Genomic DNA, 26,653 nt, shown 5'->3' on the forward strand with positions numbered 1-26,653 from the left:
CAACAATCGACAAAATCGGTTGTTTTCGTTTTTTTACGGGAAAACAGTCTTACTTAAAGTACTTCACGCCGTTTTCAAAGATGGGCTGGTACTTCTCGCCGTAGATATTCTTACCCACATACGGGCTGAAGCGCTCGGTGTGACCCATCTTACCGAGGACACGACCGTCAGGCGAGGTGATACCCTCGATTGCGCACATGGAGCCGTTGGGGTTGAATGCGATATCCATGGACGGATTGCCTGCAAGATCGGTGTACTGGAATGCGATCTGACCGTTTGCCTCCAGACGCTCGATCTCAGCCTGCGGCGCTACGAAGCGGCCCTCGCCGTGGGAGATAGCGATGGAGTGCAGGTCACCGACCTGGCAGGAGGACAGCCACGGACTCTTGACCGATGCAACGCGCGTGGTGACGTAGCTCGACTGATGGCGGCCGATGAGGTTGAAGGTCAGGGTCGGGCAGGTCTCGTCCAGATCACGGATTTCGCCGTAGGGAACCAGACCCAGCTTGATCAGTGCCTGGAAGCCGTTGCAGATACCGAGCATCAGGCCGTCACGCTTGCGCAGCAGCTCGTGTACTGCGTCCTTGATGCCGGGGTTACGCAGGAAGGAAGCGATGAACTTACCCGAACCGTCGGGCTCGTCACCGCCCGAGAAACCACCGGGGATAATGACCATTTGTGCACGGCGGATGGCTTCTTCCAGCTGTGCAGCAGACTGTGCCAGTGCGTCGGCAGAGAAGTTGCGGACAACGATGATCTCAGCTGCGCCGCCTGCGTTTTCGACTGCCTTAGCAGTGTCGTACTCGCAGTTGGTACCCGGGAAGACCGGAATGACCGCGAGGGGCTTTGCGGACTTAACTGCCGGTGCTGCAACATTGCGCTCGGTGTAGGAAATGGTGTGCAGCTTGTCGTCGGAAGCCGGTGCCTTGGTCGGGAATACCGACTCCAGCGTGCCTTCCAGCGCGTTCTTGAGCTCACCCAAAGTGATGGTCTCGGTGCCCAGTACGATTTCGGGCTGTGCGATGGTGGTACCGATCTTCCAGTAAGCGGGCAGTTCCTCGGTTGCCTCGACGACCAGACCGCCGAAGTTCTTGAGGAAGAGTGCTTCGCTCGGGAACATATCGTCAAATGCAAAACCGATGTCGTTGCCAATGGTCATCTTGCAGACAGCCTCGGATACACCGCCGACCGACAGCGCCCAAGCAGATACGATCTTGCCGGAATGGATGAGGTCGGTGATCTCCTCCCAGATGGGCTTGATGGCCTGATAATCGGGTGCACCGTCCGGGGTGTAAGGTGCGTCGAACAGGTAGACCGGATGACCAGCTGCCTTGAACTCGGGCGAGATCAGGTTGGTTGCCTCTTCGGGTGCAATTGCGAAGGAAACCAGCGTGGGCGGAACGTCCATATCATCGAACGAACCGGACATGGAGTCCTTACCACCGATTGCAGCCAGACACAGCTCTTCCTGTGCCTTATATGCACCGAGCAGGGCGGATAGCGGCTTGCCGAAGCGGTGCGGATCGCGGCCCAGACGCTCGAAGTATTCCTGGAAGGTCAGATAAGCGGTCTTGTAGTCGCAGCCAGCAGCAACCAGCTTGGCAACCGACTCAACAACGGCAGCAGAAGCGCCAAGGAAGGGGTTCTGCTCGGTGTAGTAGGGATCGAAGCCGAAGGCCATAACGGAAGCGGTCGAGCACTGACCGTTCAGTGCAGGCAGGGTAGCTGCCATGACCTGTGCCGGGGTCAGCTGGTTCTTGCCGCCGAAGGGCATAAAGACGGAGTTTGCACCGATCGAGCCGTCAAAGCGCTCGGTCAGGCCGCGCTCCAGACAGATACCGAGTGAGGACATCTGATGCAGGATCTTCTCACGCGGGGTGTCGCCGTCGGGCAGGTTTGCAGCGTCCGGGATGGGCATTGCGGGAACAATGGCATCGGCATGCTTTGCACAGCCGTTGGTGTTAAGGAAGTCACGGGAAACGTCCGCGATCATCTTGCCGTTCCAGGTCATGCGCAGACGATTGAGGTCGGTGACCTTTGCGACGACGACAGCCTCCAGATTTTCGCGTGCAGCGGCAGCGATGAAGGCGTCTACGTCCTTGGCGCGGACAACGACAGCCATACGCTCCTGAGACTCGGAGATGGCCAGCTCGGTGCCGTCCAGACCGTCGTACTTCTTGGGTACTGCGTTGAGGTCGATGTCCAGACCGTCAGCCAGCTCACCGATGGCAACCGATACACCACCAGCACCAAAGTCGTTGCAGCGGCGAATCATGCGGGTAACCTTAGGGTCACGGAACAGACGCTGCAGCTTGCGCTCCTCGGGCGGGTTGCCCTTCTGAACTTCTGCACCGCAGGTCTCGAGGGAAGCCTCGGTGTGCTTCTTGGACGAACCGGTTGCACCGCCGCAGCCATCGCGGCCGGTCTTACCGCCGAGCAGGATGACGATATCGCCCGGCTCGGGTACTTCACGGATGACGTTCTCGATCGGAGCCGCGCCGACAACCGCGCCGATCTCCATGCGCTTTGCAACATAGCCCGGATGGTAGAACTCGTGTACCAGGCCGGTTGCAAGGCCAATCTGGTTGCCGTAAGAGGAGTAACCAGCGGCAGCCGTGGTGCACAGCTTGCGCTGGGGCAGCTTGTGGGGGAGGGTCTCGGACAGCGGAACGGTCGGGTCACCGGCACCGGTTACGCGCATTGCCTGATAGACATAGGAACGACCGGACAGCGGGTCACGGATGGCGCCGCCAAGGCAGGTAGCCGCACCGCCGAAGGGTTCGATCTCGGTCGGATGGTTGTGGGTCTCGTTCTTGAACATGAGCAGCCATTCCTCGGGCTTGCCGTCCACCTGAACGGTAACCTTGATCGAGCAGGCGTTGATCTCCTCGGACTCGTCGAGGTTCTTGAGGTAGCCGCGCTTTTTGAGTACCTTTGCGGCAGCGGTTGCGATGTCCATGAGGGTGACCGGACGCTTTGCAGCCTTTTCTTCGCCGTATACTTCGACGCGGGCAGCCATATAGCGGTCGTAAGCTTCCTGTACCATCGGATCTTCAAAGGTCACGTTGTCGATCTGGGTGAGGAAGGTGGTGTGGCGGCAGTGGTCAGACCAGTAGGTGTCGACCATGCGTACTTCGGTGATGGTCGGGTCACGGTGCTCCTCGTCGCGGAAGTAGGTTTGGAGGAAGGTCAGGTCGTCGAGATCCATCGCAAGACCGAGGGACTTCTGCATCTCGTCCAGGGCAGCGGTATCCATGTGGATGAAGCCCTCGACCGATGCGACCTCGGTCGGGATCTCGTAAACAGCATGCAGGGTCTCGGGCTTGTCCATCGATGCCTCGCGGGCTTCGACGGGGTTGATGAGGTAACCGCGGATCTTGTCCAGATCAGCATCCGACAGCTCGCCCTCGAGCACATAGACCTTTGCGGCAGCGACGACCGGACGCTCGCCCTGAGCCATCAGCTGGATGCACTGTGCGCAGGAATCGGCGCGCTGGTCGAACTGACCGGGCAGGGGCTCGACAGCCAGAACGGTGTGCGCACCCTCGGACGCGGGGAACGTCTCGTCGTAGCACACGTCGGCCATCGGCTCGGAGAATACGATGTTCTTGGCCTTGGCATAGATTGCCTCGTCCACGCCCTCGACATCATAGCGGCACAGATAGCGCACGCCGGTCAGGGCTTCGATCTCCAGAAGATTGTGCAGGCTGTCAAACAGACCGTGCGCCTCGACGTCAAAGCCGGGACGCTTCTCGGAATAACAACGATAAACTGCCATTTCGGACTCCTTCATGCAAAAAGTGGATTTTGTTCGGGCTTCCGCCGTTTGAGGCCGTGTCGATATTGGTTAAATAACCAAAAAATTACGGGAAACAGCGGAAATTCATACTAATATCATACCCCGAACCGGGGGCATGGCGCAAGCGATAATCTGACGAAACGTCGTTGAAATTACGCCGGAATCGTGTATAATTTAATCAAAGGATATGAGCGATTTGGGGGAGAAGACCCGAATCGCAGGAGAGCGACCGCCGACAGGCGGTTACCGGGACAGTCGGGCGCACGCGCACAGGCTGTCAGACCGGAGCATACAAAGGAGGAATATTCCCATGAAGATCAAGCTTTCTCCGTCCATCTTGTCGGCGGACTTCGCAAACCTCGAGCGTGACATTAAGGTCGCAGTAGACGCAGGCGCGGAGTATGTACACGTAGACGTTATGGACGGCCATTTTGTACCCAATATCACCATTGGTGCACCGGTGGTCAAGTCGCTGCGCAAGGCGACCGACGCAGTGCTCGACGTACATCTGATGATTTCCGACCCGGACAAGTATCTGGACGATTTTATCAAGGCAGGTTCGGATATTATTACCGTGCACTGTGAGGCAAACGGTGACACCCGTGAGCAGCTGCGCAAGATTCGTGCGGCTGGCATCAAGGCAGCATGCGTCATCAAGCCGGCAACGCCGGTTGAGACCGCAATCGAGCTGCTGCCTGAGTGCGATATGATCCTGCTGATGACGGTAGAGCCGGGCTTTGGCGGTCAGGGCTTCATTCCCGAGTGCATGGACAAGATTCGTGCGCTGCGCAAGGCCATTCAGGACGGCGGCTATCAGTGCGAGCTGGAGATCGACGGCGGCGTTAAGCAGAACAACGTGGTCGAGTGCATCGAAGCTGGTGCCGATGTCATCGTAGCCGGTTCGGCAGTCTTTGGCGGCGACATTGCGGCCAATGTCAAGGGCTTCCTCGAGAAGTTTGAGAAAGGTGCAGCAAAGGCGCAGTGGACCAAGTAAAATAGGACAAGAAAAAAGACGCTCGTATGAGCGTCTTTTTTTAACGGAATTTGATTGCGGTGCCGTAGGCCATGACCTCGGCAGCGCCCTGTGCGATCTCGGAAGAGTTGTAGCGCACGCCGATGATGGCATCGGCACCCAGACGCGCGGCTTGTTCTTCCATGCGCTGTGTTGCGATATCACGCGCCTCGTTCATCAGTTCGGTGTATCCTTCCATCTCGCCGCCGACCAGGTTTTTGAGGCCTGCCATAAAGTCGCGGCCAAAGTTCTTGCACTGTACCGTGCTGCCGCGCACCATACCGAGTACGGTAAACGGCTGATCGGGTAACTGTTCAATCGTCACAGTCAACATCTGGGGTATCCTCCTCTGTTTCGGGCGCGGATGCCTCGGCAGATTGCAGGTGCTTTTCCAGCCAGCGGGAGATATCTCCAAAGACATCCAGGTGATTGGTTTCGTTCAGAATCTCGTGGCGGCCATCCTTATAAAAGATGACATCCAGATCTTTTTGTCCGGCAGCCTGATACAGCCGCGCCACCCGGCGCACACCCTCTCCGTATCCGCCGACCGGATCGCGGTCGCCCGAGATCAGAAGCAGCGGCAGGTCGTGCGGGGTGGACTTAAAACACTTGGAGGAGTTTGCACGCTCGACCAGGGTGAATAAGTCGCGGAATCCGGCCGCAGTGAACACAAAGTTGCATTTTGCGTCCGACTGGAACATCTGGACGATATTCTTGTCACGGCTGAGCCAGTCGAACGTCGTTTGCGGGTCAGGAATGCGGCGGTTATAGCTTTTGAATGCGAGATTGGAGAGAAACGCCGAGCGATAGGTCATGCCCTTGGAGTGGGCGACCGAATTTGCCAGACGCACGCCGGTGCGTGCGAAGGGATTGGGGCCGGCAGTACCGCTGAGGATACAGCCGGTGAGGCGGTCTCCGACTTCGGTCAGGTAAAGGCGGGTAATGAGCGAGCCCATCGAGTGACCGAGTACGAAATAGGGAAGGTCGGGAAAACGGGTCTGCATGATATCGGTCAGGGTTTTCATGTCCTCGGTGAGGAAGCTCCAGCCGTCCCGTACAGCGAAAAATCCGAGTTCGGTCGAGCGGGCAGCAGATGCGCCGTGACCAATGTGATCATTGCCGCAGACGATGAATCCGAGCGAGCACAGATATTTTGCGAACACGGTATAGCGCGAGAAGTACTCGCACATGCCGTGGGAGATCTGTACAATGCCGCGCAGTTCTACGCCTTCGGGCATCAGGATATAGTACGCCACGTTGGATCGACCGTTTGAACTTTTAAAAATATTTTGCGTACACTTAATATCCATCGTGCTTCAGTCCTTCGGTTTCCAAAATGCGGATATACAATGTCCGTGTGTCTATCATAGCACAAAAGTATGCGTTCGTCCTGTATTGATGAAAAAGATTTACAAATGATTCAAAAAGATTTGCGTGTCGTTGGGTAAAAAGGTATAATAGAGGTAAATCTACACGACGAGGTGAACAAAAAATATGCCGTATATTTGTGTGAATCTGACAAAGAAGCTGAGTGACCAGCAGAAGGATGCAATCAAGAGTGGTCTGGGAGAAAAGATCAGCCTGATTCCGGGTAAGAGTGAGAAGGCGCTGATGGTGGATTTTTCCGAGGGACACACCATGTATTTTGCCGGAGAGAAGCGCGATCTTGCGTTTGTCGACGTGCGCTGCTATAAGACTGCGGAGTTTGAAAACAAGAAGGCGTTTACCGAGGCAGTCTTTGAGCTGATGGAGAAGGAAACCGGTCTGACGGCGGATGACGTTTATCTGTCGTGGGGAGAGTACGACACTTGGGGAACCAAGGGAAGTATGAAGTGAGAATATCCGAGTATATGATATAAAAAGAGCGCGGCATCAACTTGCTGCGCTCTTTTTGTTTGTTTTAGGATTGCGCGTCTGCGGACGCGCTTCTTTATTATTTTTGATTGATTCCCGGGGCGGACACCGGGAATCAAAAGGGGAGTTCCGTGACCTGCGGGTCACGGCTCAGGGCTCTGCCCTAAGAACCCGCAAACCTTTGAAAAGGTTTGATCGAAACTTTAATTGGGGGTGCGGTGGTTTATTCGAGTGTCCAGTCGATGGGAGCGATGCCGTGTGCCATCAGGAATTCATTACACTGGGAGAAATGGCGGGAGCCAAAGAAGCCTTGATGTGCGGATAGGGGAGACGGGTGGACGGTCTCCAAAATCAGGTGATTGGGATTAGTAATAAGTGCTTTTTTGCTGCGAGCGTTACTGCCCCAAAGCAAAAATACGATGGGTTGTTCGTGGTCGTTAAGCTTTTGAATAATCGCGTCGGTGAATTTGGTCCAGCCGATTTTGCTATGGCTATTTGCCTGACCGCGGCGCACGGTGAGGGTGGTGTTGAGCATCAGCACGCCTTCTTTTGCCCACGGAATCAGGCAGCCGGAGTGCGGAGCGGGCAGTCCCATATCGCTTTGCAGTTCTTTAAAGATGTTTTGCAGGCTGGGTGGGGGAGCGACACCTGGACGCACTGAGAAGCATAAGCCATGCGCCTGACCGGGGCCGTGATAGGGGTCCTGACCGAGCAGAACGGCCTTGACATCGGAATACGAGGTGTACCGCAGGGCGTTGAAGATATCCTGCATGGGCGGGTAGATTTCGTGGGACGCATATTCCTGTTTGAGCGTTTCGCGAATCTGTGCATAGTAGTCCGATTGGAACTCGTCTTTCAGGATTTCATCCCATTCATTGCCGATTTGTACCATATTTTATGTGCCTCCTGTGATGGAAAAGGACGTTTTTCATGTTTACTGATATCATATCATAAATCGCGCCGGTTGCCTATTGACTTTGTAGCATAAAACTGTTATACTTTGACTGTACTAAGATGAATAGTACAGTTAATACACAACAGAAGAAAGGAGGCGCGCAATGCTGGGGATCAATTATCGAGACGGACGACCGATCTATGAGCAGGTCGTGGATGAGATCGAGCAGATGGTAGTGCACGGCGTTTTGGAAGTCGACAGTCAACTGCCGTCGGTGCGCCAAATGGCGGCCGAGCTATCGATCAACCCGAATACCATTCAGCGAGCATATAGTGAGCTGGAAAATCGAGGTGTGATCTATTCGGTTAAAGGCAAGGGAAACTTTGTTTCGCCAAACGCAGGCGCTCTGCGTGAGCGTCGCGTATCCGAACTCAAACAGCAACTGACCGAACTGGCATGTACAGCGCGTGAGTTGGGCATTTCAAACGCACAGCTTGTGCAATGGCTGACAGGGGAGGGGGAAGACAAGTGATTCGTACAGAAAAAGCAACCAAGCAATTTGGCACGCTGCTGGCCGTCGACCATGTAGACACCGAAATCCATGAGGGATCGGTTTTTGGTCTGATCGGTTCGAACGGCGCGGGCAAATCGACGTTCCTGCGTATGCTGGCCGGTATCCTCGCACCTGATGAGGGCATCGTACGCATCGACGAGCAGGAAGTATATGAAAATGAGGAGATCAAGAAGCGCTGCTTTTACATCTCTGATGAACAGTTTTTCTTTCCGAACAGTACACCGGATGATATGAAAAACTATTATAAGACCTTTTATCCGAACTTTGACGAGGCACGTTACCGCATGCTGATGGATGGTTTCGGACTGGACGGAAACCGTAAGATTCGGACGTTTTCCAAGGGCATGAAGAAGCAGGTTTCGGTCATTTGCGGCCTGAGTGCATGTACCGATTATCTGTTCTGTGATGAGACTTTCGACGGACTCGACCCGGTTGCACGACAGACCATCAAGGGACTGTTTGCGGGCGATGTTGCCGACCGCGGACTGACGCCGGTCATCGCATCGCACAACCTGCGTGAGCTCGAGGACATCTGCGATCATGTCGGCCTGCTGCACCGCGGCGGTATCCTGTTCTCGCGTGACCTGGATGATATGAAGCTGGGACTGCACAAGGTACAGCTCATCCTGCGCCAGCCGCCCGAGGGCGACCCGTTTGCGGGTATCGAGGTGCTCAAGCGCGAACAGCGCGGTTCGCTCTATACCATCACCGCCCGCGGTACCCGCGAGCAGCTGGAAGAGCGCATGACTGTGCTTCAGCCTGCATTCTATGAGATGCTCCCGCTGACGCTCGAAGAAATCTTTATCAGCGAAACGGAGGTGGCAGGTTATGACCTCAAAAAACTTCTCCTTTAAGTCCTTGGTGCGGCACAACATGACAAGCCGCATGTGGGCGATTGCACTGAGCGTGCTGGGCTGTCTGGCCGGTCTGCTGCTGCCGATCTTTGCCATCCAACAGAATTACCGGGTGCAGCTCGAGCTTGCAGCCGAACCGGATTATGTGTTCACGGCTGCAGATGTGCTGAAAAATACACAGAACAATATTGCACAGGTCATCTCGTTTGACAGTCCGTTTATCAAGCTTGTGCTGATCGTGCTGGCGACCCTGTGCGGTGTTGCGATGTTCCGCTACCTGCATGATCGCCGTCAGGTGGATTTCTACCACGCACTGCCGATCAGCCGCGGTAAGCTGTTCGCGGTCAATTATATCAGCGGTGTTCTGCTGGTACTGCCGTTTTATTTGATCGTGCTGGTCATTGGACTGATTTTTGTCAGTGCAATGGGCCTGGGCGGCCAGATTACAGGAGCGCTGCTGGCACAGAGCATTCTGGGCAACATTGCGTATTTCCTGCTCAATTACACGGTTGCAGTCCTGTGCACGGTGCTGACCGGTAACACCATCATCACCGTCCTGCTGGGCATTTGGGCACAGCTGGGTATTCCGGTGCTGATGGTTATGGTACAGTGCTATCAGGCAATGTTCTATGAGACCTTTAGCTCTGCCGTTCCGCTGATGCAGACCCTTGTCCTGTACGGCAGCCCGATGTGCAATTATCTCGCAACCATGCAGCATTCGCATACGATGAGCGTTCCGCTGTTTACCAGCACGGCGATGGATACCGCAGGCGGCATGGCCATTCTGCTTTACCCGGTCGTTCTGACCATCGTGCTGGGTGTACTGAGCTACTTCTTGTTTGTGCGCCGCAAGAGTGAAAACACAGGCATGGCGGTTTCGTTCCGACGTGTCAAGGCGCCGATCAAGTGGTTCATGTGCATCTTCTCAGGCTTTGCGTTCAGCCTGATCTTTACAGCGATCTTTACCGGTTCGTCTGGTGGTATGTGGTTTGGTCTGGTCTTTGGTGTGGTTCTGTGTCACATGGTTGTTGAGATCATTTATGACTTTGACTTTAAGGCACTCCTGCACCACTGGAAGCAGATGATTGTACTGGCGATCTTGGCTGTTGTTGTGGTAGCCGGCATCAAGAACGATGTCTTTGGTTATGACAGCTATATTCCGGATGTAGATGATATTGCATCGGCATCGATTGAAAGTCCGTACTATAACATTGACTGGAATTATAATTATCAGGACGATATAAAGAATCAGCTGACTGATGCCGAGAGCATCGAGAAGATTCATCAGCTTGCTGAGCTGTCGGTTGCAAACAATGGCGACCTTGAAGTCGAAGGCAGCAGTCACACGTATACGATTTACTATACACTGAAGAACGGCAACCGTGTATCGCGCCGCTATTCTGAAGTTCCGCAGAAGGTCATCGAGAATCAGATGGTCGATCTGGTGACTAGTGAGCAGTATCTCAAGCAGTATTCTACGCTTCAGACGCTTCAAATTACTGAGACGAATGAGGAAGGTGTGACGCGTCTGGAAGTGAGAAACAGTGCAGCACCCGAAGGTACGCTGCCGCAGGCGACGCTGATCTCGCGCAATGAGATTCAGGAAGTCATTGACCAGCTGCGCGCCGATCAGATCGCGAATGCGGAAGCGCACCTGAAAGAATTCCCGGTTATGCAGCTGACGATTGAAAACGAATGGGCGGAAAGACCGGAAGACAACCGCGGAGCCCTGTATAGTGCAGACCTGATGGTTTACGCAGCAGATACCGATACCTTGACGCTGATCAAGCGTTTGACAGGAGTAGAGCCGGTAGAGCTCACGCATGAAAATGTGAATTCGGTTGAAATTACCCAATACGATGAGCAGGAATATTACGACTACATGAATCAGTACGGCGAGTATGGACAGGATCGCTTCATAGAAGCGCACACCATCACGGTGACCGATCCGGCTACGATTGATGCGCTTTTGGAATCTGCAATTACTGGAACCATGAGCTCCAGAAGCGGATTCCTGGCACAGACCGCGTCGTATGAGAATAGTCTTGCGATCTCGGCTATGATTGAGAATCATCAGGGAAATGAGACTTGGGCAACCAAGGAGAGTCTGTTCTATCCGGAAGGTAAAATGCCGACCGAGCTGATCAACCAGCTGTTTAACGCACAGTAATGTTTGGAAAGTAGGGGATGTGAGATGAGACGCAGAACTAATACAGCGGCAGGCGTGATCTTGCTGGCAGTGTACTGGTATTTTGTGATTCAGCTCACCGGCGGCACGCCTACGAATTTTATCATCATTCGAGATTTTGCACGTACAATCAATCTGTCACTGATTCCGTTCCATGATATCGCGGAGGTTCTGACCACGAATGATGTGGTGGGAAGTGTGATCCAGATTGTTGGCAATCTTGTAATGTTTGTACCGCTGGGCGTTCTGGTTCCCCTGTTTTGGAGTGGATGGCGCAGCCCAAGCCGAACCATCGGTTTGGGGCTGTGTATGTCCCTGTTCATTGAAATCAACCAGCTGTTTACCTATCGGGCAACCTCTGTGGATGACCTGATATTGAACACGCTGGGCGCGGCGGTTGGATGGCTGTGTTTTCTGCTTGTAGCAAGATTGTTTGGAGTTGATACCCGAGCGGGAAAACGGCTGGAAAAACTGCCGATCGTGATTTTGTTTGCTGTCTGGATGTGCTGCATTGCACTGGAGTTACCAACATTTCTAGCTTACTAAAGGAGGTTTTACCGTGATTCGTCTTGCTGTTTTTATGGTACCGTCTATTCAGGTGGTATTGATTGCGGGAGCCTGTTTGATGGGGCTGGAGGCATGGCTATTCCTCGAACGATGACGCATATCTGGTAATAGCACACAGACGCAGGAGAAAGACTCCTGCGTCTGTTTTTTGTTATAGGGGAATGATGAAAGACGTAGTGGTGCAAGGTGAGGGGAAGAGGGGAGCGGTGTGGATGAAGTGACGGGAGGTGGTGTGTTTGCTTCCCTATGGCAAAGTCGTGACTGGTGACAGGCGGCGGTGTGAGGTGAGGCTTAGGGGATTACCAAAGAAGAACGGCAGTATAGGTGAGGTGCCGGGAGGTGGTGTGTTTGCTTTCCTATGGCAAAGTCGTGACTGGTGACAGGCGGCGGTGTGAGGTGAGGCTTAGGGGATTACCAAAGAAGAACGGCAGTATAGGTGAGGTGCCGGTCGGTGGTGGATTCGCTTTCCTGCGGGAAGGTCGTGGCCGGTGACAGGCGGCGGTGTGAGGTGAGGCTTAGGGGATTACCAAAGAAGAACGGTAGTATAGGTGAGATGTCGGGAGGTGGTGGATTCGCTTTCCTGCGGGAAAGCCACGCCGGTTACAAAGCGCCACCGGCGCTTTGTCAAGAGCCGGCTTTCGAATCCACCACAAGCAAAAAGAAACAGATACCGAATGGTATCTGTTTCTTTTTGGTGGGAGGTGGTGGATTCGAACCACCGAAGTCATAGACGACAGATTTACAGTCTGTTCCCTTTGGCCACTCGGGAAACCTCCCATATCAAGTTGTCCTGTCCGGCTGGACAGTGCTGGGGAATTTGAGAGAAGAAAAGATACTCAGCAGAGTATCTTTATATAAAATGGTGGGAGGTGGTGGATTCGAACCACCGAAGTCATAGACGACAGATTTACAGTCTGTTCCCTTTGGCCACTCGGGAAACCTCCCATATGCAGTTGCGCTTCGAGATTTGGAGCTGGTAGACGGACTTGAACCCCCGACCTGCTGATTACAAATCAGCTGCTCTACCAACTGAGCTATACCAGCGTTTTCTCGGTCCACTCGGTTCGGTGAGCTGCTCACCTCAGCGACGTAAACTATAATACCATGAAAACCGAGTGGTGTCAACGATTTTTTTAGAATTTGGACAAAAAACTTTACAGCTTACTTGCTGCGCTTTTCTGCGCTGGTTTTCGCTGCATCCTGCGGCGTGATGCGGTCTGCAACGGCCTGCAGCAGGGTCAGCATGGACGAGGACAGGTTGGGGAATGCGCGGGCAAGATCGGAGGGCTGAAGCGAGGGCAGACGAATCTCCTCGCGGGTCAGGCCGAAACCGCCTTCACCCTTCGCCGCGGCGCGGATACGCAGCTCGGACAGGCTCATGTGCGCATTGCACAGGCCGTCAAAGTGCTCGCTTGCCGTGCGGAAGGCTTCCTCAACGCCGCCGGGATCGGCTGCGTACAGGTAGCGGAATACCTTATAGATCGCCATAGACAGATAGTTATACATCTCGTTCGACAGCTGTTCTGAACCGGTCTTTTCTGCGACCTCGAACAGCATAGCAACCGAATTGACAACCAGACGGCGGCTTTGCTGGATGGCGTTCTCGGGATCGCCCGACTCATCGGAAGCCGCATCATGCATGCGGGCAGCCGGAACCGAGGAACCGTCACGCGCCATCGATCGACCAAGCAGATAGTCGCAGGAAACGCCGTAGTAATCGGCTGCGCGCACGACAAAGCTGAGACCAGGCTCACGCAGCCCGTTCTCATAATGGCTCAGCAGTGCCTGAGAGACACCAAGGTCACTTGCGGCCGTGCGCTGACTTATTTTCTTTTCGCGGCGCAGCAGCGCAAGGGTTCTCGCAAAATCACTTGCCATTTTCGTCAAACTCCGTCATAAAAGTATATATATTATACTCACATTATTACTATTTGTAAAGTAGGTAACGGGTAAAAAGTCAAAAAAGAGGTCGAAAAATCCCCCGATTGTCTCTTTCGGGGGATTTAAAGGTTTAGGAACTGACAGAGCCGGAAAATACTCTGCGGAATTGCCGAAGCACAATATTTGCTACAACCCACAAGATCAGTACCTCTAAGGGTAGTAGGATGAGGTTTTTAAATAGTCTGCCGGGGAGCAATACCCAGAAGCCTTTTTGGTACAGAAGAGCGCTCCAAAGGGTGTTGAGAAACAGGTTGCAGACGATGTTGACCGACAGTTTTGCGACGATGCAGCGGGGGATGGATGGGCGTCCCTTATACAGCCACAGACCGTAGAGCAGGCCGCCGACGATGGCGGTGATGGTGTAGCCGGGGAAGTAACCGGCGTTGTTGTTGGGGCTGAGCAGAAAGCCGAGCACGTCGGTCGAGAAGCCGGTCATCATGCCGACGGTCGGGCCGTAGAGCATGGCAACCGAGGCGTTGCACACAAAGCCGACCGAGACACGCAGCTCAGGGGTCAGATAGATTTTCAGACCCAACAGGTCCATCGTAAGGTTGAGTGCGATGAGCATGGCCGTGATGACCAGTGCGCGAGGGGACTTGAGTTCGTCCAGGGAGCGGCGAAACACATTTTTTTGTTTTTCCATAAAAATACACCTCCAGAAAATTCGAGTGCACGCATTTCAAGAGGTGTAACCGCTCTTAAATTGTGTGCAGCGGGATGCGACAGCTGCACCGCAGGAAGGAATCTTTCCTTTCGTCCGTCGGACAACTCCCCGTTCCGGCGGCACTTCACGCGCAGCAGTCTACTCTGCTAAGACATATTTATTGTAAACTTTTTTGCTGTCTTGTCAAGTGGAAAATCGACAGAATACACCGGGCAAAAAAATACGGCACGCGAATGCGTACCGTAGATCAAAGATTACAGATTGAAATGTGCGCGGATGGCACGGACAACACCGTTTTCGTCGTTGGACGGGACGGTGCAGTCTGCCATGCGCTTGAGATCGGGGTGACCGTTCTCCATCGCGCAGGCAAAACCGGCCTCACGCAGCAGCTCGAGGTCGTTGAGGTAGTCGCCGAAAGCCATGGTGTCGGCAATCGGGATACCCAGATAGTCCGCCATGCGGTGCAGACCCGAACCCTTGTTGGTTTCCGGGTTCATCAGGTCGACCCAGTCCGCGCCTGACAGTACGACGGCAAACTTGTCCTCATACTGACGCAGCACCGGCCAGCAGCCGGTCTCGGCCTTGCCCTGTTCAAACACAGCCAGCTTGAATGCGGGCTGGTGCTCGAGGTGTGCGATCAGATCGGGCACGACGTCCAGCTTTTCATAGTACATGTGCGCGTTGCGCACGAAAACCGGGTCGTCATCGCACTCGATGAACGCGCCGTCATGGGTGCAGAGGACGACGTTGACACCGGGCAGGCTGCGGATGGTCTGGATGGGGCCGACAAAGTAGGACGCGGGCAGCTTGTCGGCAAACAGGCACTCGGTGCCGTCATAGACCGCCGCGCCGTTCTCCGCGATGAACAGCATTTGGTCGGCGATCTCGGAAAAGGTCGCGTATAGGTTGTGATACTGCCGCCCGCTGGCCGCGGCAAAGCGGATGCCGCGTGCGCGAAGCGTACGGATGAGCGGGAACAGGTCGGGCGACAGCCGTTTCTGACTGTCCAGCAGGGTGCCGTCCATATCGGCGGCGATCAGCTGCGTCATTGGGATTCCTCCTCGTTTGTGCGCATATTTGTGCCAGTCCCGTCGGCGAGCAGCGCTTCCAGGCGCTCGATCAGCTCGTCCGAGACAACGTGTTCGATGCGGCAGGCATCATGCTCGGCGACCTCAGGCGAGACACCCAGCACATCGCGCAGGTACTGGCACAGCAGGTCGTGCCGGCGGCGCACTGCGCGTGCGTGTTCCAGACCGGCTTCGGTCAGCACGACCTCACCGTAATAGGCCGGTTCGACCAGTCCCATATCGCGCAGCACGCTCAGTGCCTTAGATACCGATGCGCGGGATACGCCCACGCGCCGCGCGATCTCGACCGAGCGCACAACGCCCAGCTCATGCTGGATGTCCAGGATGACTTCCAAATAATTTTCGCCAGATTCATGGATCTGCCGCATAGTCCACCTCCAAAGATCAGAACAGAAGCATACCGACGTGGTATACGACAAACGCGGTCAGCCAGGCCAGACAGGTCTGGAAGGCTGCGGCACCCAGCGCCCAGCGCCAGCCGCCAAGTTCACGTTTGATGGTTGCGAAAGCCGACATGCAGGGCATGTACAGCAGGATGAATACCAGAAAGGCGTAGGCGGCGACCGGAGAGAATACACCGGACAGAATCGCGCTCAGATCGGCGCTGGCCGATACGCCATACAGTACGCTCATCGTCGAGACAACTGCCTCCTTCGCGACAAGACCGGTCAGCAGAGAGACCGAAGCCTGCCACTCGCCAAAGCCCAAGGGGGCGAAGATGGGAGCGATGAAGCGACCAAACACACCCAAAATGGAGGTCTCGGGCGAAGCCGCGACCGCAAAGGTGGGTGTAAAGTTTTGCAGGACCCAGATGACGATCGACATCAGGAAAATGACCGTACCGGCCTTGGTGATGAAGTCGCGGGCCTTGTCCCACATGCCGCGCACCGTGCCTTTGAAGGTAGGCAGGCGGTAAGGAGGAAGTTCGAGCACGAAGCCCGAGGATACATCGCGGAAGACGGTCTTTTTGAGTACGAAACCGGCAAAGATCGACATGAGGATGCCGAAGACGTACAGACTGATGATGACAAGACCGGCGTTTGCGCCGAAGATAGCGGCCGCGATGAGCGAATAGACCGGCAGTTTTGCACCGCAGGACATGAAGGGCGTGAGCATGATGGTCATGCGGCGATCCTTCTCGTTTTCCATCGTGCGGGCTGCCATGACCGCCGGGGTGGTGCAGCCGAAGCCCATGAGCATGGGCACGAAGGACTTACCCGACAGGCCGATGCGGCGCAGCAGCGTGTCCATGATGAACGCGATGCGCGCGAGGTAGCCGGTGTCTTCCAGCATGGACAGGAAGAAGAACAGCAGGACGATCTGCGGCAGGAAGGAGACGACGCCGCCGACGCCGCCGATGATACCGTCACAGACCAGACCGATGACCCAGTCGGACGCACCGGCTGCAAGCAGGGCGCTTTCCAACCAGGGAGATAACTTGCCCTGAATGAGTGTCTCAAAAATACCCTTGAGCCATTCGCCTACCGGGCCGAAGGTTGTCCAGAACATGAGCGCCATGATGGCGATGAAGATGGGGACAGCCAGCCATTTGTTGATCACGACCTTGTCAATGCGTTCGGTCGGGGTGAGCTTGGGATGAGCAGGCTTGCGGACGCTGTCGCGCACCACGCCTTCGATGTAATCATAGACCGCATCCGCGAACATCATCTCGTGATCGTGTCCGATTTCGTGTGCGCTGAGCGCGTCGGCCAGATCGTCCATTTCCTGTCTCTGTTCGAGCGACAGCTGGACGTGCGAGACGATCTGTGGGTCGTCCTCGAGCAGCTTGGCCGCGTAGAACGGACGGCTGCACGCACGGATGTTGGTCTGCTCCAGAATTTCGGCACCGCGCCGGATGGCCGCGCCCACACCGTGCAGGTAGGCAGGCTGATGGGTGGGCGGCTGCATTTCGCCTGTGACCGCCTCGAGCAGTGCGTCCATGCCCAGACCGCGTCGTGCCGAGATCGGATAGACCGGCACGCCCAGCCGCTCGCGCAGCTTGTTGCAGTCGATATGAATATCCTGTGACTCAACGTCGTCGATGAAGTTGAGCGCGATGACCATGGGCAGACCCAAACCAATCAGCTGCATGGTCAGGTACAGGTTACGTTCCAGATTGGTTGCGTCTACGATGTTCAAAATACCGTCCAGCTCGTCGGACAGCACGAACTCGCGCGCAATGATCTCTTCCTGGGTGTAGGGAGAGAGCGAATAGATACCGGGCAGGTCGACCACGTCGGTGCGCTTGCCCTGATAGTTGATGTGACCGGTTTTTCGATCGACTGTGACACCGGGCCAGTTGCCAACGTGCTGGTTGGAACCGGTCAGACGGTTGAACAGGGTGGTCTTGCCGCTGTTCGGGTTGCCGATGATTGCAAGTGTATGCACGGCTTAACCCTCCAGTTCGATTTTGGCGGCTTCGTCCCGCCGCAGTGATAAACTATATCCGCGCAGGCGCACCGCGATCGGGTCGCCGAAGGGCGCGATGCGCTCAACCGTGATGCGCACGCCTTTGGTGATGCCCATATCGAGGAAGTGCCGCTTGACTGCCCCCGCAGCCGTCAGGCCGTCCACCACACCGGACTGCCCGGGCTTCAGTCCCGCAAGCGTTTTTTTCATGTTTTTTCGATTCCTCCATTTTGTTGCCATAGGTTAACTTCTCATGCATTATTGTAAGCTAAACCTAACCGTTCTGTCAATGTGAAAAGCAACAAAACTCGCCCGGTTCTCGCGGATGCTTCTGTCAGCTGCGCAGAATGGGGCAAAAGACAGCAAAATCAGGCGGATGAAGCGGGTAGAAGAGTTGAAGCAGGGGGTAAAATATGATATGATAGCACCAATCTGAAAAAATTACCCAATGAGAAAGGATGTACAAATATGGCAGATGCATTGGCCTATCTCCGTCAGCGACAGGAGAACGGAGGCTTTAACGAACTGATGGGACTGCGTGTCAACCATATCCGGCAGGGCTACGCCGAGATCGAGCTGCCCGCCAAGCCCGATAATTTAAATCCGCTCGGCAATGCGCACGGCGGTGCAATCTTTGCGCTGTGTGACGTAGCAGCCGGCACGGCAGCGGCATCCTATGGCCGCGTGGGTGTGACGCTCAACGCATCCATCAACTATCTGCGTCCGGGCAAGCAGGGCAAGACCCTGATTGCAAAGACCCGTGAGATCAAGGTCGGACGCACGACGGCGGTTTACGGCGTGGACGTGACCGACTCCGACGGCACCGAGGTCGCAAACGCGACCTTCACCATGTATTACGTGGGCGACAGCGCCACGCTGCTCAAGTGACCGGAGCGGTAACCGAACCGCTGCTCGCGTGGTATGATGCCGGACACCGCGACCTGCCTTGGCGCAGGACGCGCGATCCCTATCGGATCTGGCTGTCCGAGATCATGCTGCAGCAGACGCGAGTCGAGGCGGTTATTCCTTATTATGAGCGGTTTCTGTCTGCCTGCCCGACTGTGCGTGACCTGGCTGATGCCCCTGAGGAAACCTACCTCAAACTGTGGGAGGGACTGGGCTATTACAGCCGGGTGCGCAACCTGCACAAGGCAGCGCAGGTCATCTGCGACACCTACGGCGGACAGATGCCAGCAGACCATGCTGCACTCTTAAAACTGCCGGGAATCGGAGATTACACCGCGGGCGCGGTAGCGTCCATCGCCTTTGACATTGCAGAACCGGCAGTCGATGGCAACGTTCTGCGCGTGGTCGCACGCATTACGGGCGACGAGCGTCCGATTGACGATGCCAAGGTCAAAAAGGACATGCGGGCGCAGGTGGCGGCTATCATACCGCACGACCGCCCGGGTGCGTTCAATCAGGCGATGATGGAGCTGGGCGCGGTCGTGTGCATTCCAAACGGTGCACCGCGCTGCGGAGACTGTCCGCTCATGCACCTGTGCCGCGCCTGCCACGAACAGACCACCGACCGCATCCCGGTGCGCACACCCAAGAAGGCGCGCACGGTCGTGCATCGCACGGTATTGCTGCCGCGCTGCGGCGGTCTGGTCGGCATTCGCAAGCGACCGGACATCGGTCTGCTGGCGCGCATGTGGGAGCTTCCGGCCTACGAGCACCCGCTCGAACCGTCTGCTCTGCGCGACCAACTCGCGGCTGACGGCTGGAAGGTGGAGCGCATGCTGTCGCTGCGTCCGGCAAAGCACATTTTCACACACATCGAGTGGCACATGACCGGCTACTACGTCGAGCTGTCCGAGCCGGTGGAAGACCTTACTTGGGTAACGCCGTCCGCGCTGCGCGGCGATTATGCCCTGCCGTCGGCCTTCCGTGCCTTTTTGAAGGTCATCGAGGAGGAGACATAAATGGAATATACCCGCGTCACCCACAATTTCCCGCCGCTCTTTGCACCCGACTCCCGGGTACTCATTCTGGGTTCCATTCCCAGTCCCAAGTCACGTGAGCAGGCATTTTTCTACGGCCATCCGCAGAACCGGTTCTGGCCGGTGCTGGCGGCCGTGTTTGGGGAGGAAGCGCCCCAGACCATCGAGCAAAAGCGCAGTCTTGCGCTGCGCCATCATATCGCCATGTGGGACACACTGGCGGCCTGTGAGATTCGCGGCGCGAGCGACACGTCCATCCGCAATCCTGAGCCCAACGACCTGCCCTGGCTGATCGCCCAGACCCAGGTCAAGGCGATTTTCTGCACCGGTGCGACCTCGCATAAATACTACCGCAAGCTGTGTCAGGACAAGACCGGCATCGAGGCCGTCTGTCTGCCGTCGACCAGTCCGGCAAACGCCGCATGGTCGAAAGAACGCCTGATTGAGGCTTATCGCGTGATCGCGCAGGCGGTCGAGGCGAACGCATAAGAGCGCAAAAGTGGTGTAACGACTTTGATTCGACAAATGTGAAAACAAAGTGACAAGATCGTACAAAACCAGTCCAAAATGGACTGGTTTTGTTTATTTTATGTAAAATGACAAGACAAAAGAAACAAAAATGCATAATTGAAACCATATATTTTTTGTCCGAAGGCATGTAGCGAAATTGTGCGGGCAGAGCTATAATAAAAGTATCCGATTGCACAGGTTTTGTGTCTGTGCAGCGGTGCATGAATATTGTATCCAAATCGAGAACCCAGCAAGGTAGTGAGAAGACATATAACCCGGTCACCCGGGAGGGACATGAGGAGTTTCGTTATGAATCTGTATATGCGCAACCATGCAATTAACCATTTGCTCGACGTGGACAGCTATGGCTGTATTTTTATGTATGCCACCCACTGTGATTTGACCACAGCACCCAGACACATCATTCGCATGACCGAAACCGTTCAGCCGGATACGCTGCAGGAGGCGCTCAAGATCGCTCTGCTGCGCTTTCCGCAGATGGGTCTTGGACTGACCCGCGGCGACAAGCAGTATCGCTATCGTCTGCTCGAAAAGCCGCCGGTCGTGCTGCCCTTTGACGATATCTCGCCCTATTACATCGGTTCGGACGATAACAACGGCTATTTGTTTACCTGCGGCTACAAGGACAAGACCATTTACATGGAGTATCAGCACTGTACTTCGGATGGCCGCGGCTTCAATGAGTTCATCAAGTGTGTGCTCTATTACTATCTCAAGCTGTGCGGCAAGCCGGTCGAGAATGACGGCTCTATCCGCACGCTGGATACCGATTATCAGCAGGAAGAGAACGAGGACGGCTTTATCAAGCTGCGCAAGGCACAGCAGTCGTCGGAGAATCACTATCCCGATGTGCCCGCGCTGCACCTGCCCGAGTTCGACAACATGGAAGATGAAAACGAGTGGACGGCGGAAATCACAATTTCGTTCCCCAAGCTGCATAAATTCGTAAAAAGCAATGATATTTCGCCCCTGACCCTGCTCATGGCGGCACTGTGTCATGCTCTCTACCGTACCTACTACGTCGGAACCGACCGCACGGACAATATCGTCGCCGAGGTTCCTATGGATTTGCGCACTTATATCCGCACGCCAACCGTGCGCTTCTTTGTCGCGCTGCTCGACCTGCCGTTCCACTACGAGTATTTCAAACTGCCGGTCGTCGAGGCAGCACGCCGTATGAGTGAGTACTTTGACACCCAGCGCGCACTGCCGCACGCAGCCTTCTGGGCACTCAAGAACGCAAAGCGCGTACAGGACGGCCATCAGGCCGACATGCCCATCGCGGAAAAGGAACAGATGATGCGCGAACAGGCGCGTAATTATATCCGCCGAGACAGCTTCATCCTGACCAACATCGGCCCCTTCCGTGTACCGGTCAGCATGGAGAAGTACATCGAGGATTACGGCGCTATCCTGCCGTGCGCCCATCAGCCGCTCGGCGTGCTGGTCAGCTCCTATCGCGATACGCTCAAAATTTCGCTGTCCCAGCGCGATGAACGCCCCGACCTGATGAATCATCTGGTTGATGTGCTCGGTGAGCTGGGATTCCCGGCCAAGACCAAGCGCTACATGTTCCACGTCACCCGCTACGACGGCGAACATTTGGCAAAGTAAAGCAAAAAGCCCTGCATCGGACCGGGATGCAGGGCTTTATTTTTGTATTTAGAGGACTTACAGGCGGTATGCCTTGGAAGCCGTCATGCCGTCGTACCAGGTAACGCGGAAAGGATAGCTGTACAGACGGGTATGAACACCGAGAGATGCCAGATAGTTGCTGAACATGGTCGGCAGATCGAGGTCGTGTCCGCGCTGGGCAATGGAAATTTTCATGTTGCCGTTGTAGGACGAGACCAGCATCGCACACGGCTGACTTGCACAGGGCAGAACCGCACCGTAGTCGAGCACGTAGGGCTTCATGGACTCGGGCAGACGGAACTCGCCGACGTTGGTGATGAGGAAGCTGTCTTCGAGTACGAAGTTCTTGGACAGATTGGAAGCCTCGGCTTCCTTTTCTGCGAGCGGGATGTCGCGCTCGTGCAGTTCGCGGCACACATCGCTTGCGCGCTTGGCACGGAACAGCAGACGTTCGGGCAGCATCTGTTCCTTTAAGAATGTCTTGGTGCGGCGGCAGACTTCCTCAAGCGGCAGATCGTCGTACGATGCCTCGTAGGGCAGGTCGAGGAAGCAGATGAAGTAACGAGTCGTCGCGCTGGGCACATACGGACGCAGATCGACCGGAATCTGAGAGATGACCGGCGCGTCCGAGTCCTTGCCGAATTTCTGACGGAACGCACGGCTGAACAGCGGTGCGATGACGCTCAGCGGGCTGGCGCCCATGGACTTGGCTGCCTTGTGCAGCTGCTCAAAGGGGAAGGTGACCTCGGTGATGACCTCGGGCTGGTCGCCTACGTCGGTCAGCTCCTCGGCGTGCAGCGCGGCAGGCTTCTGATAGATGCCTTCGCTCGAGTAGCTGTCTGCCAGATGGCTGTATGCGTCTTCGCTCTCCTCGATGGTGTAGACCGAGTCCAGGCCGCGCACGGTGCCGTCGTTCTCGACCGGCTTGCCGCACAGCTTGAGGTAGTTAAACAGTACGCAGCGGATGAACTCCTCGAAACCTCGACCGTCAGAGGTGCTGTGCTGGTATTCCATGTAGATCTTGTCGTCCTGATAGCCGACCAGAAACAGGAAGCCGTTGGTGTCCTCGGTGCCGATGCAGTAGCGCTTCCACAGACCGTCGAAGGGCAGAACGACCGGGTCTGCTACGTTGATGCGATAGCGCAGCTGGGTGTCGGTGGCTTCAATGCCGATCATCATATGCGGAAAACGCAGCAGCGCAGCCTTAACCGCCTGCTGAAGTACGTCGGGGCGGACGGGCTCGGACATCTGGATGGTGTGGCGCGGTACGCATGCGCAGTCGTTCGGGGTACAGTACAGGAAAATTTTGCCGTAACTGTCAGTACGCAGATAGGGATGCTGAATCACATCTTTTAGTTCCATAATTGACTTCCTCCTCATAGGCCCAATATGCCTGAAATGCTCAAACTCTCTCTTTGCAAATAGTCCGGAACCCTCTTTCCGGCATAATTAGTTTTATTTGCTAATCTAATTATACTGCGCCGTGCGCTCTGGGTCAATGACCGAGCCGTGTGGATTTCAGCGATCGGCAGGAAAATTCGGAAACAGAAAAACGCCGTCCACAGGGTGTGGACGGCGCAGATGCAGTCAGGGGATAAGGTCGTTCAGGATGAAGTTGCACAGCCGCTCGGTGGCATCGGGATGCGCGATGGCATGCATGGTCTCGCGCACGGTGCGCAGACGCTGGGGACTCATGAACAGGTGATAGACCGCTTCATCGACCGGGAAGGTCTTGGTGACCAGACAGGCCATGCCGTTGTTGAGCAGGAATTCCACGTTGCGTTCCTCGTGTCCGGGAATGGGATTGACCAGAATCATGGGCAGGTTCTTAGCCAGCGCCTCGGAAACGGTCAGACCGCCGGGTTTGGTGATGATGCAGTCAGCGGCGCTCATCATGACTTCAACGTTGGTCACGAAGCCATACGGGTGCAGCGTGCACGGGCCGGTGAGCGTGTCGGCCATGCTGACCATCTCGGCGTACTGTTTTTTATTGTTGCCGCAGACGACAAGCAGCTGGAAGGGAATACCGCACAGACCAAGCTGCAAAATCAGTTTTTTGTTGTCCGAGTATCCCATGCTGCCGCCCATCATGAGAATGGTCGGACGGTCGGGTTCCAGACCCAGCTGTTCGCGTGCATCCTGCTGCGCGATCGGCTGGTTAAACTTGGGATGAATCGGGATGCCAAAGGGCAGGATGCGGTTGGCCTCGATGCCCTTTTTGACCGCGCGATGGGTGAGCAGTTCGCTCGCCGTCACGATGTACTCGATGCGCGGCACTTCCTCCCAGTAAGGATGCAGGGTGTAGTCGGTGATGATGCCGATGGTGGGCACAGTCAGCAGCGAACGCTTTTTGAGGTCGTCCACCAGCTGCGCGGCGAAGACGTGGGTGCACACAATGGCATCCGGTGCGAAATCGTTGACCACGCGGGCAAATTTGGTCGCGCCCAGCGCGTTGACGATGTTGATGATGGACATGCGGGTGGAAAAATAGCCGCTGCCGCGGTTTTCCGCCAGCAGATAGACCAGTCGATACAGTTCCTGCGTGTGCTTGGAGGTGAACAGATAGCCCTTGTCGATGGTTTCCTTGACAATCTTGCTGATGTAAGTGTAAACATCGACGGTTTCTACGGTTGCCCCTTTGTCACGCAGCATATCTGCAACCGCCTTTGCGGTCGCGTGGTGACCAAACCCCGCGGTCACCGATAAGATCATAACGCGCATTGCATTCTACTCCTTCAAAATTTAAAAGCATGTATATTTTAGCGCATTCCGGAGCAGGTTGCAAGCCAAACTGTCTATCCGGCGTGCGCTTCGGTCAGTCGGCGGTACTCTGCAAGCACCTGACGTTCCAGTTCCCGGCGTACGAGCGGGCCGATGGGATGCACGATGTCGTGATATCGTCCGTCTGATGTGCGCCGCGCGGGCATGGCGAGGAACAGATGGTCGTCACCCGCGATGACCTTGATGTCGTGCACGGCGAACACGTCGTCGAATGTGACCGATACCAGGGCAAGCAGCCGTCCCTGTCTGGGAAAGCGGCGGAATTTGATCTCGGTAATCTCCATAAAAGATGTCTCCTTTACACGGTTTTGTTTGGATGCCGCAGCGATGTTCCTGCTTGATATTCTGTCTGCTTTCTCATATAATAATACATAGACCAAATCTATATTTATCATAAATTGGAGGCTATGCGCATGGAATTGTCCATCAAGCCCTTTATTGAACATAAAAAAACCATTCACCTTGTCGGAATCGGCGGTGTCTCGATGAATTCGCTCGGTGAACTGCTTTTGAGTATGGGTGTACCGGTCACCGGTTCCGACCGTGCACACTCGGCTGTCACCGAACGTCTGGAGCGTCTGGGCGCAGTCATTCACTATGGCCATGCGGCAGAGAATGTCGAGGGTGCATCCCTCGTCATCCGCACGGCTGCCGTACACGACGATAACCCGGAGATCGTCCGTGCGCACGAGCTGAACATCCCGGTTATGGAGCGCGCACAGGCGTGGGGCTGCCTGATGACCGACTACCAGGATGTTATTTGCCTGTCGGGTACCCACGGTAAGACAACCACCACGTCTATGATGACGCTTATTGCCATGCAGGCTGCACTTGACCCGACGGTCATGGTCGGCAGCAATCTGCCCGCCATCGGCGGCACGCTGCGCATCGGTGGTCACGAGTGCTTTGTCGCAGAGTCCTGCGAGTACTGCAATTCTTTCCTGTCCTTTGCGCCGACCATCGCGGTTGTGCTCAACGTGGAAGCTGACCATCTGGACTTCTTCAAGGATCTCGACGATATCATCCATTCGTTCCGTGCATTCTGTCAGCTGACCCCGGCCAATGGTCTGGTCGTTGTCAACGCGGACGACGACAACGCCATGCAGGCGGTACAGGGCATTGATCGCAAGATTATGACCTTTGGTACCGCACCCACGGCTAACGTCCGTCCGGCCAATGTCACGCTGAATAACGGTTATTACTCGTTCGACGTGCTGGTGAACAACGAGCTGTACACCCATGTTAACCTGTCGGTACCCGGCCGTCATAATATGATGAATGCACTGGCGTGCTGCGCAGTATCTTCCTTCCTTGAAGTGCGCGGTGAGCTGGTCGCTGCTGGTCTGGCACAGTTTAAGGGTTCGTCCCGTCGCTTTGAGCTGACCGGACGTATGTCCACCGGCGCGCTGGTCGTGGACGACTATGCGCATCACCCGTCCGAAATGCGTGCGACCCTCAACACCGCACGCCAGATGGACTTCAAGCGCATTTTCTGTGCATTCCAGCCGCACACCTATACGCGTACCAAGGCGCTGTTCGCAGAGTTTGTGGAAGCGCTCAAGCTGTGCGATCAGGCCGTGCTTGCACCGATCTACGCTGCACGTGAGCAGAACACGATCGGCATTTCGTCCGACGATCTGGCACGCGAGATCCCGGGCGCAGTCAGCTTGGGTTCGTTTGAGGAGATTGCCGATTACCTCAGACGGGAAGCAGGCGAGGGTGACCTCGTGCTGACTATGGGTGCAGGCGATATCTATAAAGTTGGCAAAATGCTTGTAGAAGGCGAATAATCCACCTTTTTTCACACGCATCTGTTACAGAAACCGGTGCGTGTGAAAAAATTTTTGCTTTCGGTTGACAACTTGCATAATGTGTGCCATAATGATGACAGAAACATTATGCAAGTTTCACATAGAAT

General features: G+C 55.5%; 24 protein-coding genes, 3 tRNA genes and 1 riboswitch. Of the genes, 11 read left to right on the top strand and 16 right to left on the bottom strand.

What is annotated here, in order from left to right; translation table 11 throughout:
• Positions 1–49 precede the first annotated feature (49 nt).
• Positions 50–3,778, bottom strand: a complete 3,729-nt coding sequence (locus tag B5D52_RS01605; protein ID WP_016147694.1) for a phosphoribosylformylglycinamidine synthase — start codon at positions 3,776–3,778, stop codon at positions 50–52.
• A gap of 331 nt (positions 3,779–4,109) precedes the next feature.
• Between B5D52_RS01605 and rpe the strand changes: the two genes are divergently transcribed.
• Positions 4,110–4,793 (top strand): ribulose-phosphate 3-epimerase, encoded by a 684-nt coding sequence (gene rpe / locus B5D52_RS01610; RefSeq protein ID WP_016147693.1) that lies wholly within the window; start codon positions 4,110–4,112, stop codon positions 4,791–4,793.
• A 40-nt stretch (positions 4,794–4,833) separates the two neighbouring features.
• Here rpe and B5D52_RS01615 read toward each other — a convergent pair whose 3' ends face one another.
• Complete coding sequence (locus B5D52_RS01615; RefSeq protein ID WP_016147692.1) at positions 4,834–5,145, bottom strand: YbjQ family protein; 312 nt, start codon at positions 5,143–5,145, stop codon at positions 4,834–4,836.
• A complete protein-coding gene (locus tag B5D52_RS01620; RefSeq protein ID WP_159446496.1) occupies positions 5,126–6,067 on the bottom strand; it encodes an alpha/beta fold hydrolase in 942 nt (313 codons plus the stop codon). Before B5D52_RS01620 ends, B5D52_RS01615 begins: the two co-directional genes overlap by 20 nt.
• A gap of 253 nt (positions 6,068–6,320) precedes the next feature.
• Here B5D52_RS01620 and B5D52_RS01625 point away from each other — a divergent pair, with 253 nt between their 5' ends.
• A complete protein-coding gene (locus B5D52_RS01625; RefSeq protein ID WP_162608121.1) occupies positions 6,321–6,647 on the top strand; it encodes a tautomerase family protein in 327 nt (108 codons plus the stop codon).
• 241 nt (positions 6,648–6,888) lie between these two features.
• Here B5D52_RS01625 and ung read toward each other — a convergent pair whose 3' ends face one another.
• Positions 6,889–7,557: a uracil-DNA glycosylase gene (gene ung, locus B5D52_RS01630; protein WP_016147689.1), complete on the bottom strand. Its 669-nt coding sequence runs from the start codon at positions 7,555–7,557 to the stop codon at positions 6,889–6,891.
• Between the two features lie 166 nt (positions 7,558–7,723).
• On the opposite strand from ung, the gene B5D52_RS01635 reads away from it, so the two are divergent.
• Genes B5D52_RS01635 through B5D52_RS01650 form a run of 4 tightly spaced genes read left to right on the top strand, consistent with a single transcriptional unit; the run spans position 7,724 to position 11,722 of the window.
• Positions 7,724–8,092 carry a GntR family transcriptional regulator gene (locus tag B5D52_RS01635; RefSeq protein WP_016147688.1) on the top strand — a complete coding sequence of 123 codons (369 nt, stop codon included), beginning with the start codon at positions 7,724–7,726 and terminating at the stop codon, positions 8,090–8,092.
• Positions 8,089–8,988 carry an ABC transporter ATP-binding protein gene (locus B5D52_RS01640; protein ID WP_016147687.1) on the top strand — a complete coding sequence of 300 codons (900 nt, stop codon included), beginning with the start codon at positions 8,089–8,091 and terminating at the stop codon, positions 8,986–8,988. Before B5D52_RS01635 ends, B5D52_RS01640 begins: the two co-directional genes overlap by 4 nt.
• Entirely contained in the window at positions 8,963–11,158 is a 2,196-nt protein-coding gene (locus B5D52_RS01645) for an ABC-2 transporter permease (protein ID WP_016147686.1), read from the top strand. Before B5D52_RS01640 ends, B5D52_RS01645 begins: the two co-directional genes overlap by 26 nt.
• A 24-nt stretch (positions 11,159–11,182) precedes the next feature.
• The gene (locus B5D52_RS01650; RefSeq protein WP_016147685.1) at positions 11,183–11,722 is read left to right on the top strand and encodes a VanZ family protein; all 540 of its coding nucleotides are present in this window, start codon (positions 11,183–11,185) and stop codon (positions 11,720–11,722) included.
• Positions 11,723–12,435: 713 nt separating this feature from the next.
• Here B5D52_RS01650 and B5D52_RS01655 read toward each other — a convergent pair.
• The 9 genes from B5D52_RS01655 to B5D52_RS01695 form a co-directional block, all read right to left on the bottom strand.
• Positions 12,436–12,520: transfer RNA gene (locus tag B5D52_RS01655), tRNA-Tyr, on the bottom strand.
• 83 nt (positions 12,521–12,603) lie between these two features.
• Positions 12,604–12,688, bottom strand: a tRNA-Tyr gene (locus tag B5D52_RS01660).
• Positions 12,689–12,711: 23 nt separating this feature from the next.
• A tRNA-Thr gene (locus tag B5D52_RS01665) sits at positions 12,712–12,787 on the bottom strand.
• 117 nt (positions 12,788–12,904) lie between these two features.
• The gene (locus B5D52_RS01670) at positions 12,905–13,621 is read right to left on the bottom strand and encodes a helix-turn-helix domain-containing protein (protein WP_016147684.1); all 717 of its coding nucleotides are present in this window, start codon (positions 13,619–13,621) and stop codon (positions 12,905–12,907) included.
• Positions 13,622–13,754: 133 nt separating this feature from the next.
• Positions 13,755–14,327 (bottom strand): folate family ECF transporter S component, encoded by a 573-nt coding sequence (locus B5D52_RS01675; protein WP_016147683.1) that lies wholly within the window; start codon positions 14,325–14,327, stop codon positions 13,755–13,757.
• A 65-nt stretch (positions 14,328–14,392) separates the two neighbouring features.
• A riboswitch (THF riboswitch) is annotated at positions 14,393–14,496 on the bottom strand.
• A 106-nt stretch (positions 14,497–14,602) separates the two neighbouring features.
• The gene (locus B5D52_RS01680) at positions 14,603–15,397 is read right to left on the bottom strand and encodes an HAD family hydrolase (RefSeq protein WP_016147682.1); all 795 of its coding nucleotides are present in this window, start codon (positions 15,395–15,397) and stop codon (positions 14,603–14,605) included.
• Positions 15,394–15,804: a metal-dependent transcriptional regulator gene (locus tag B5D52_RS01685; protein WP_016147681.1), complete on the bottom strand. Its 411-nt coding sequence runs from the start codon at positions 15,802–15,804 to the stop codon at positions 15,394–15,396. The genes B5D52_RS01680 and B5D52_RS01685 overlap by 4 nt, the downstream gene beginning before the upstream one ends.
• A 16-nt stretch (positions 15,805–15,820) precedes the next feature.
• On the bottom strand, positions 15,821–17,824 hold the full coding sequence (gene feoB, locus B5D52_RS01690; protein ID WP_016147680.1) for a ferrous iron transport protein B: 2,004 nt from the start codon (positions 17,822–17,824) through the stop codon (positions 15,821–15,823).
• Positions 17,825–17,827: 3 nt separating this feature from the next.
• Positions 17,828–18,055, bottom strand: coding sequence for a FeoA family protein (locus B5D52_RS01695; protein ID WP_016147679.1), 228 nt, complete (start codon positions 18,053–18,055; stop codon positions 17,828–17,830).
• 258 nt (positions 18,056–18,313) lie between these two features.
• Here B5D52_RS01695 and B5D52_RS01700 point away from each other — a divergent pair, with 258 nt between their 5' ends.
• The 4 genes from B5D52_RS01700 (at position 18,314) to B5D52_RS01715 (ending at position 21,933) form a co-directional block, all read left to right on the top strand.
• Positions 18,314–18,733 (top strand): PaaI family thioesterase, encoded by a 420-nt coding sequence (locus B5D52_RS01700; RefSeq protein ID WP_016147678.1) that lies wholly within the window; start codon positions 18,314–18,316, stop codon positions 18,731–18,733.
• Positions 18,730–19,770: an A/G-specific adenine glycosylase gene (gene mutY / locus B5D52_RS01705; RefSeq protein WP_016147677.1), complete on the top strand. Its 1,041-nt coding sequence runs from the start codon at positions 18,730–18,732 to the stop codon at positions 19,768–19,770. The genes B5D52_RS01700 and mutY overlap by 4 nt, the downstream gene beginning before the upstream one ends.
• Positions 19,771–20,277, top strand: coding sequence for a DNA-deoxyinosine glycosylase (locus tag B5D52_RS01710; RefSeq protein WP_016147676.1), 507 nt, complete (start codon positions 19,771–19,773; stop codon positions 20,275–20,277).
• A gap of 330 nt (positions 20,278–20,607) precedes the next feature.
• A complete protein-coding gene (locus B5D52_RS01715; protein ID WP_016147675.1) occupies positions 20,608–21,933 on the top strand; it encodes a hypothetical protein in 1,326 nt (441 codons plus the stop codon).
• Positions 21,934–21,990: 57 nt separating this feature from the next.
• On the opposite strand, the gene B5D52_RS01720 is transcribed toward B5D52_RS01715, so the two are convergent.
• The 3 genes from B5D52_RS01720 to B5D52_RS01730 form a co-directional block, all read right to left on the bottom strand.
• Positions 21,991–23,316: a hypothetical protein gene (locus B5D52_RS01720; RefSeq protein WP_016147674.1), complete on the bottom strand. Its 1,326-nt coding sequence runs from the start codon at positions 23,314–23,316 to the stop codon at positions 21,991–21,993.
• 225 nt (positions 23,317–23,541) lie between these two features.
• Positions 23,542–24,675: an MGDG synthase family glycosyltransferase gene (locus B5D52_RS01725; protein ID WP_016147673.1), complete on the bottom strand. Its 1,134-nt coding sequence runs from the start codon at positions 24,673–24,675 to the stop codon at positions 23,542–23,544.
• Positions 24,676–24,749: 74 nt separating this feature from the next.
• Positions 24,750–25,019, bottom strand: a complete 270-nt coding sequence (locus tag B5D52_RS01730) for a SpoVG family protein (RefSeq protein WP_040332532.1) — start codon at positions 25,017–25,019, stop codon at positions 24,750–24,752.
• A 129-nt stretch (positions 25,020–25,148) separates the two neighbouring features.
• Here B5D52_RS01730 and murC point away from each other — a divergent pair, with 129 nt between their 5' ends.
• Positions 25,149–26,525: a UDP-N-acetylmuramate--L-alanine ligase gene (murC, locus tag B5D52_RS01735; protein WP_016147672.1), complete on the top strand. Its 1,377-nt coding sequence runs from the start codon at positions 25,149–25,151 to the stop codon at positions 26,523–26,525.
• Positions 26,526–26,653: the final 128 nt, after the last annotated feature.

It is taken from the genome of Butyricicoccus pullicaecorum DSM 23266, assembly GCF_900167005.1.
Taxonomy (GTDB): Bacteria; Bacillota; Clostridia; order Oscillospirales; family Butyricicoccaceae; genus Butyricicoccus; species Butyricicoccus pullicaecorum.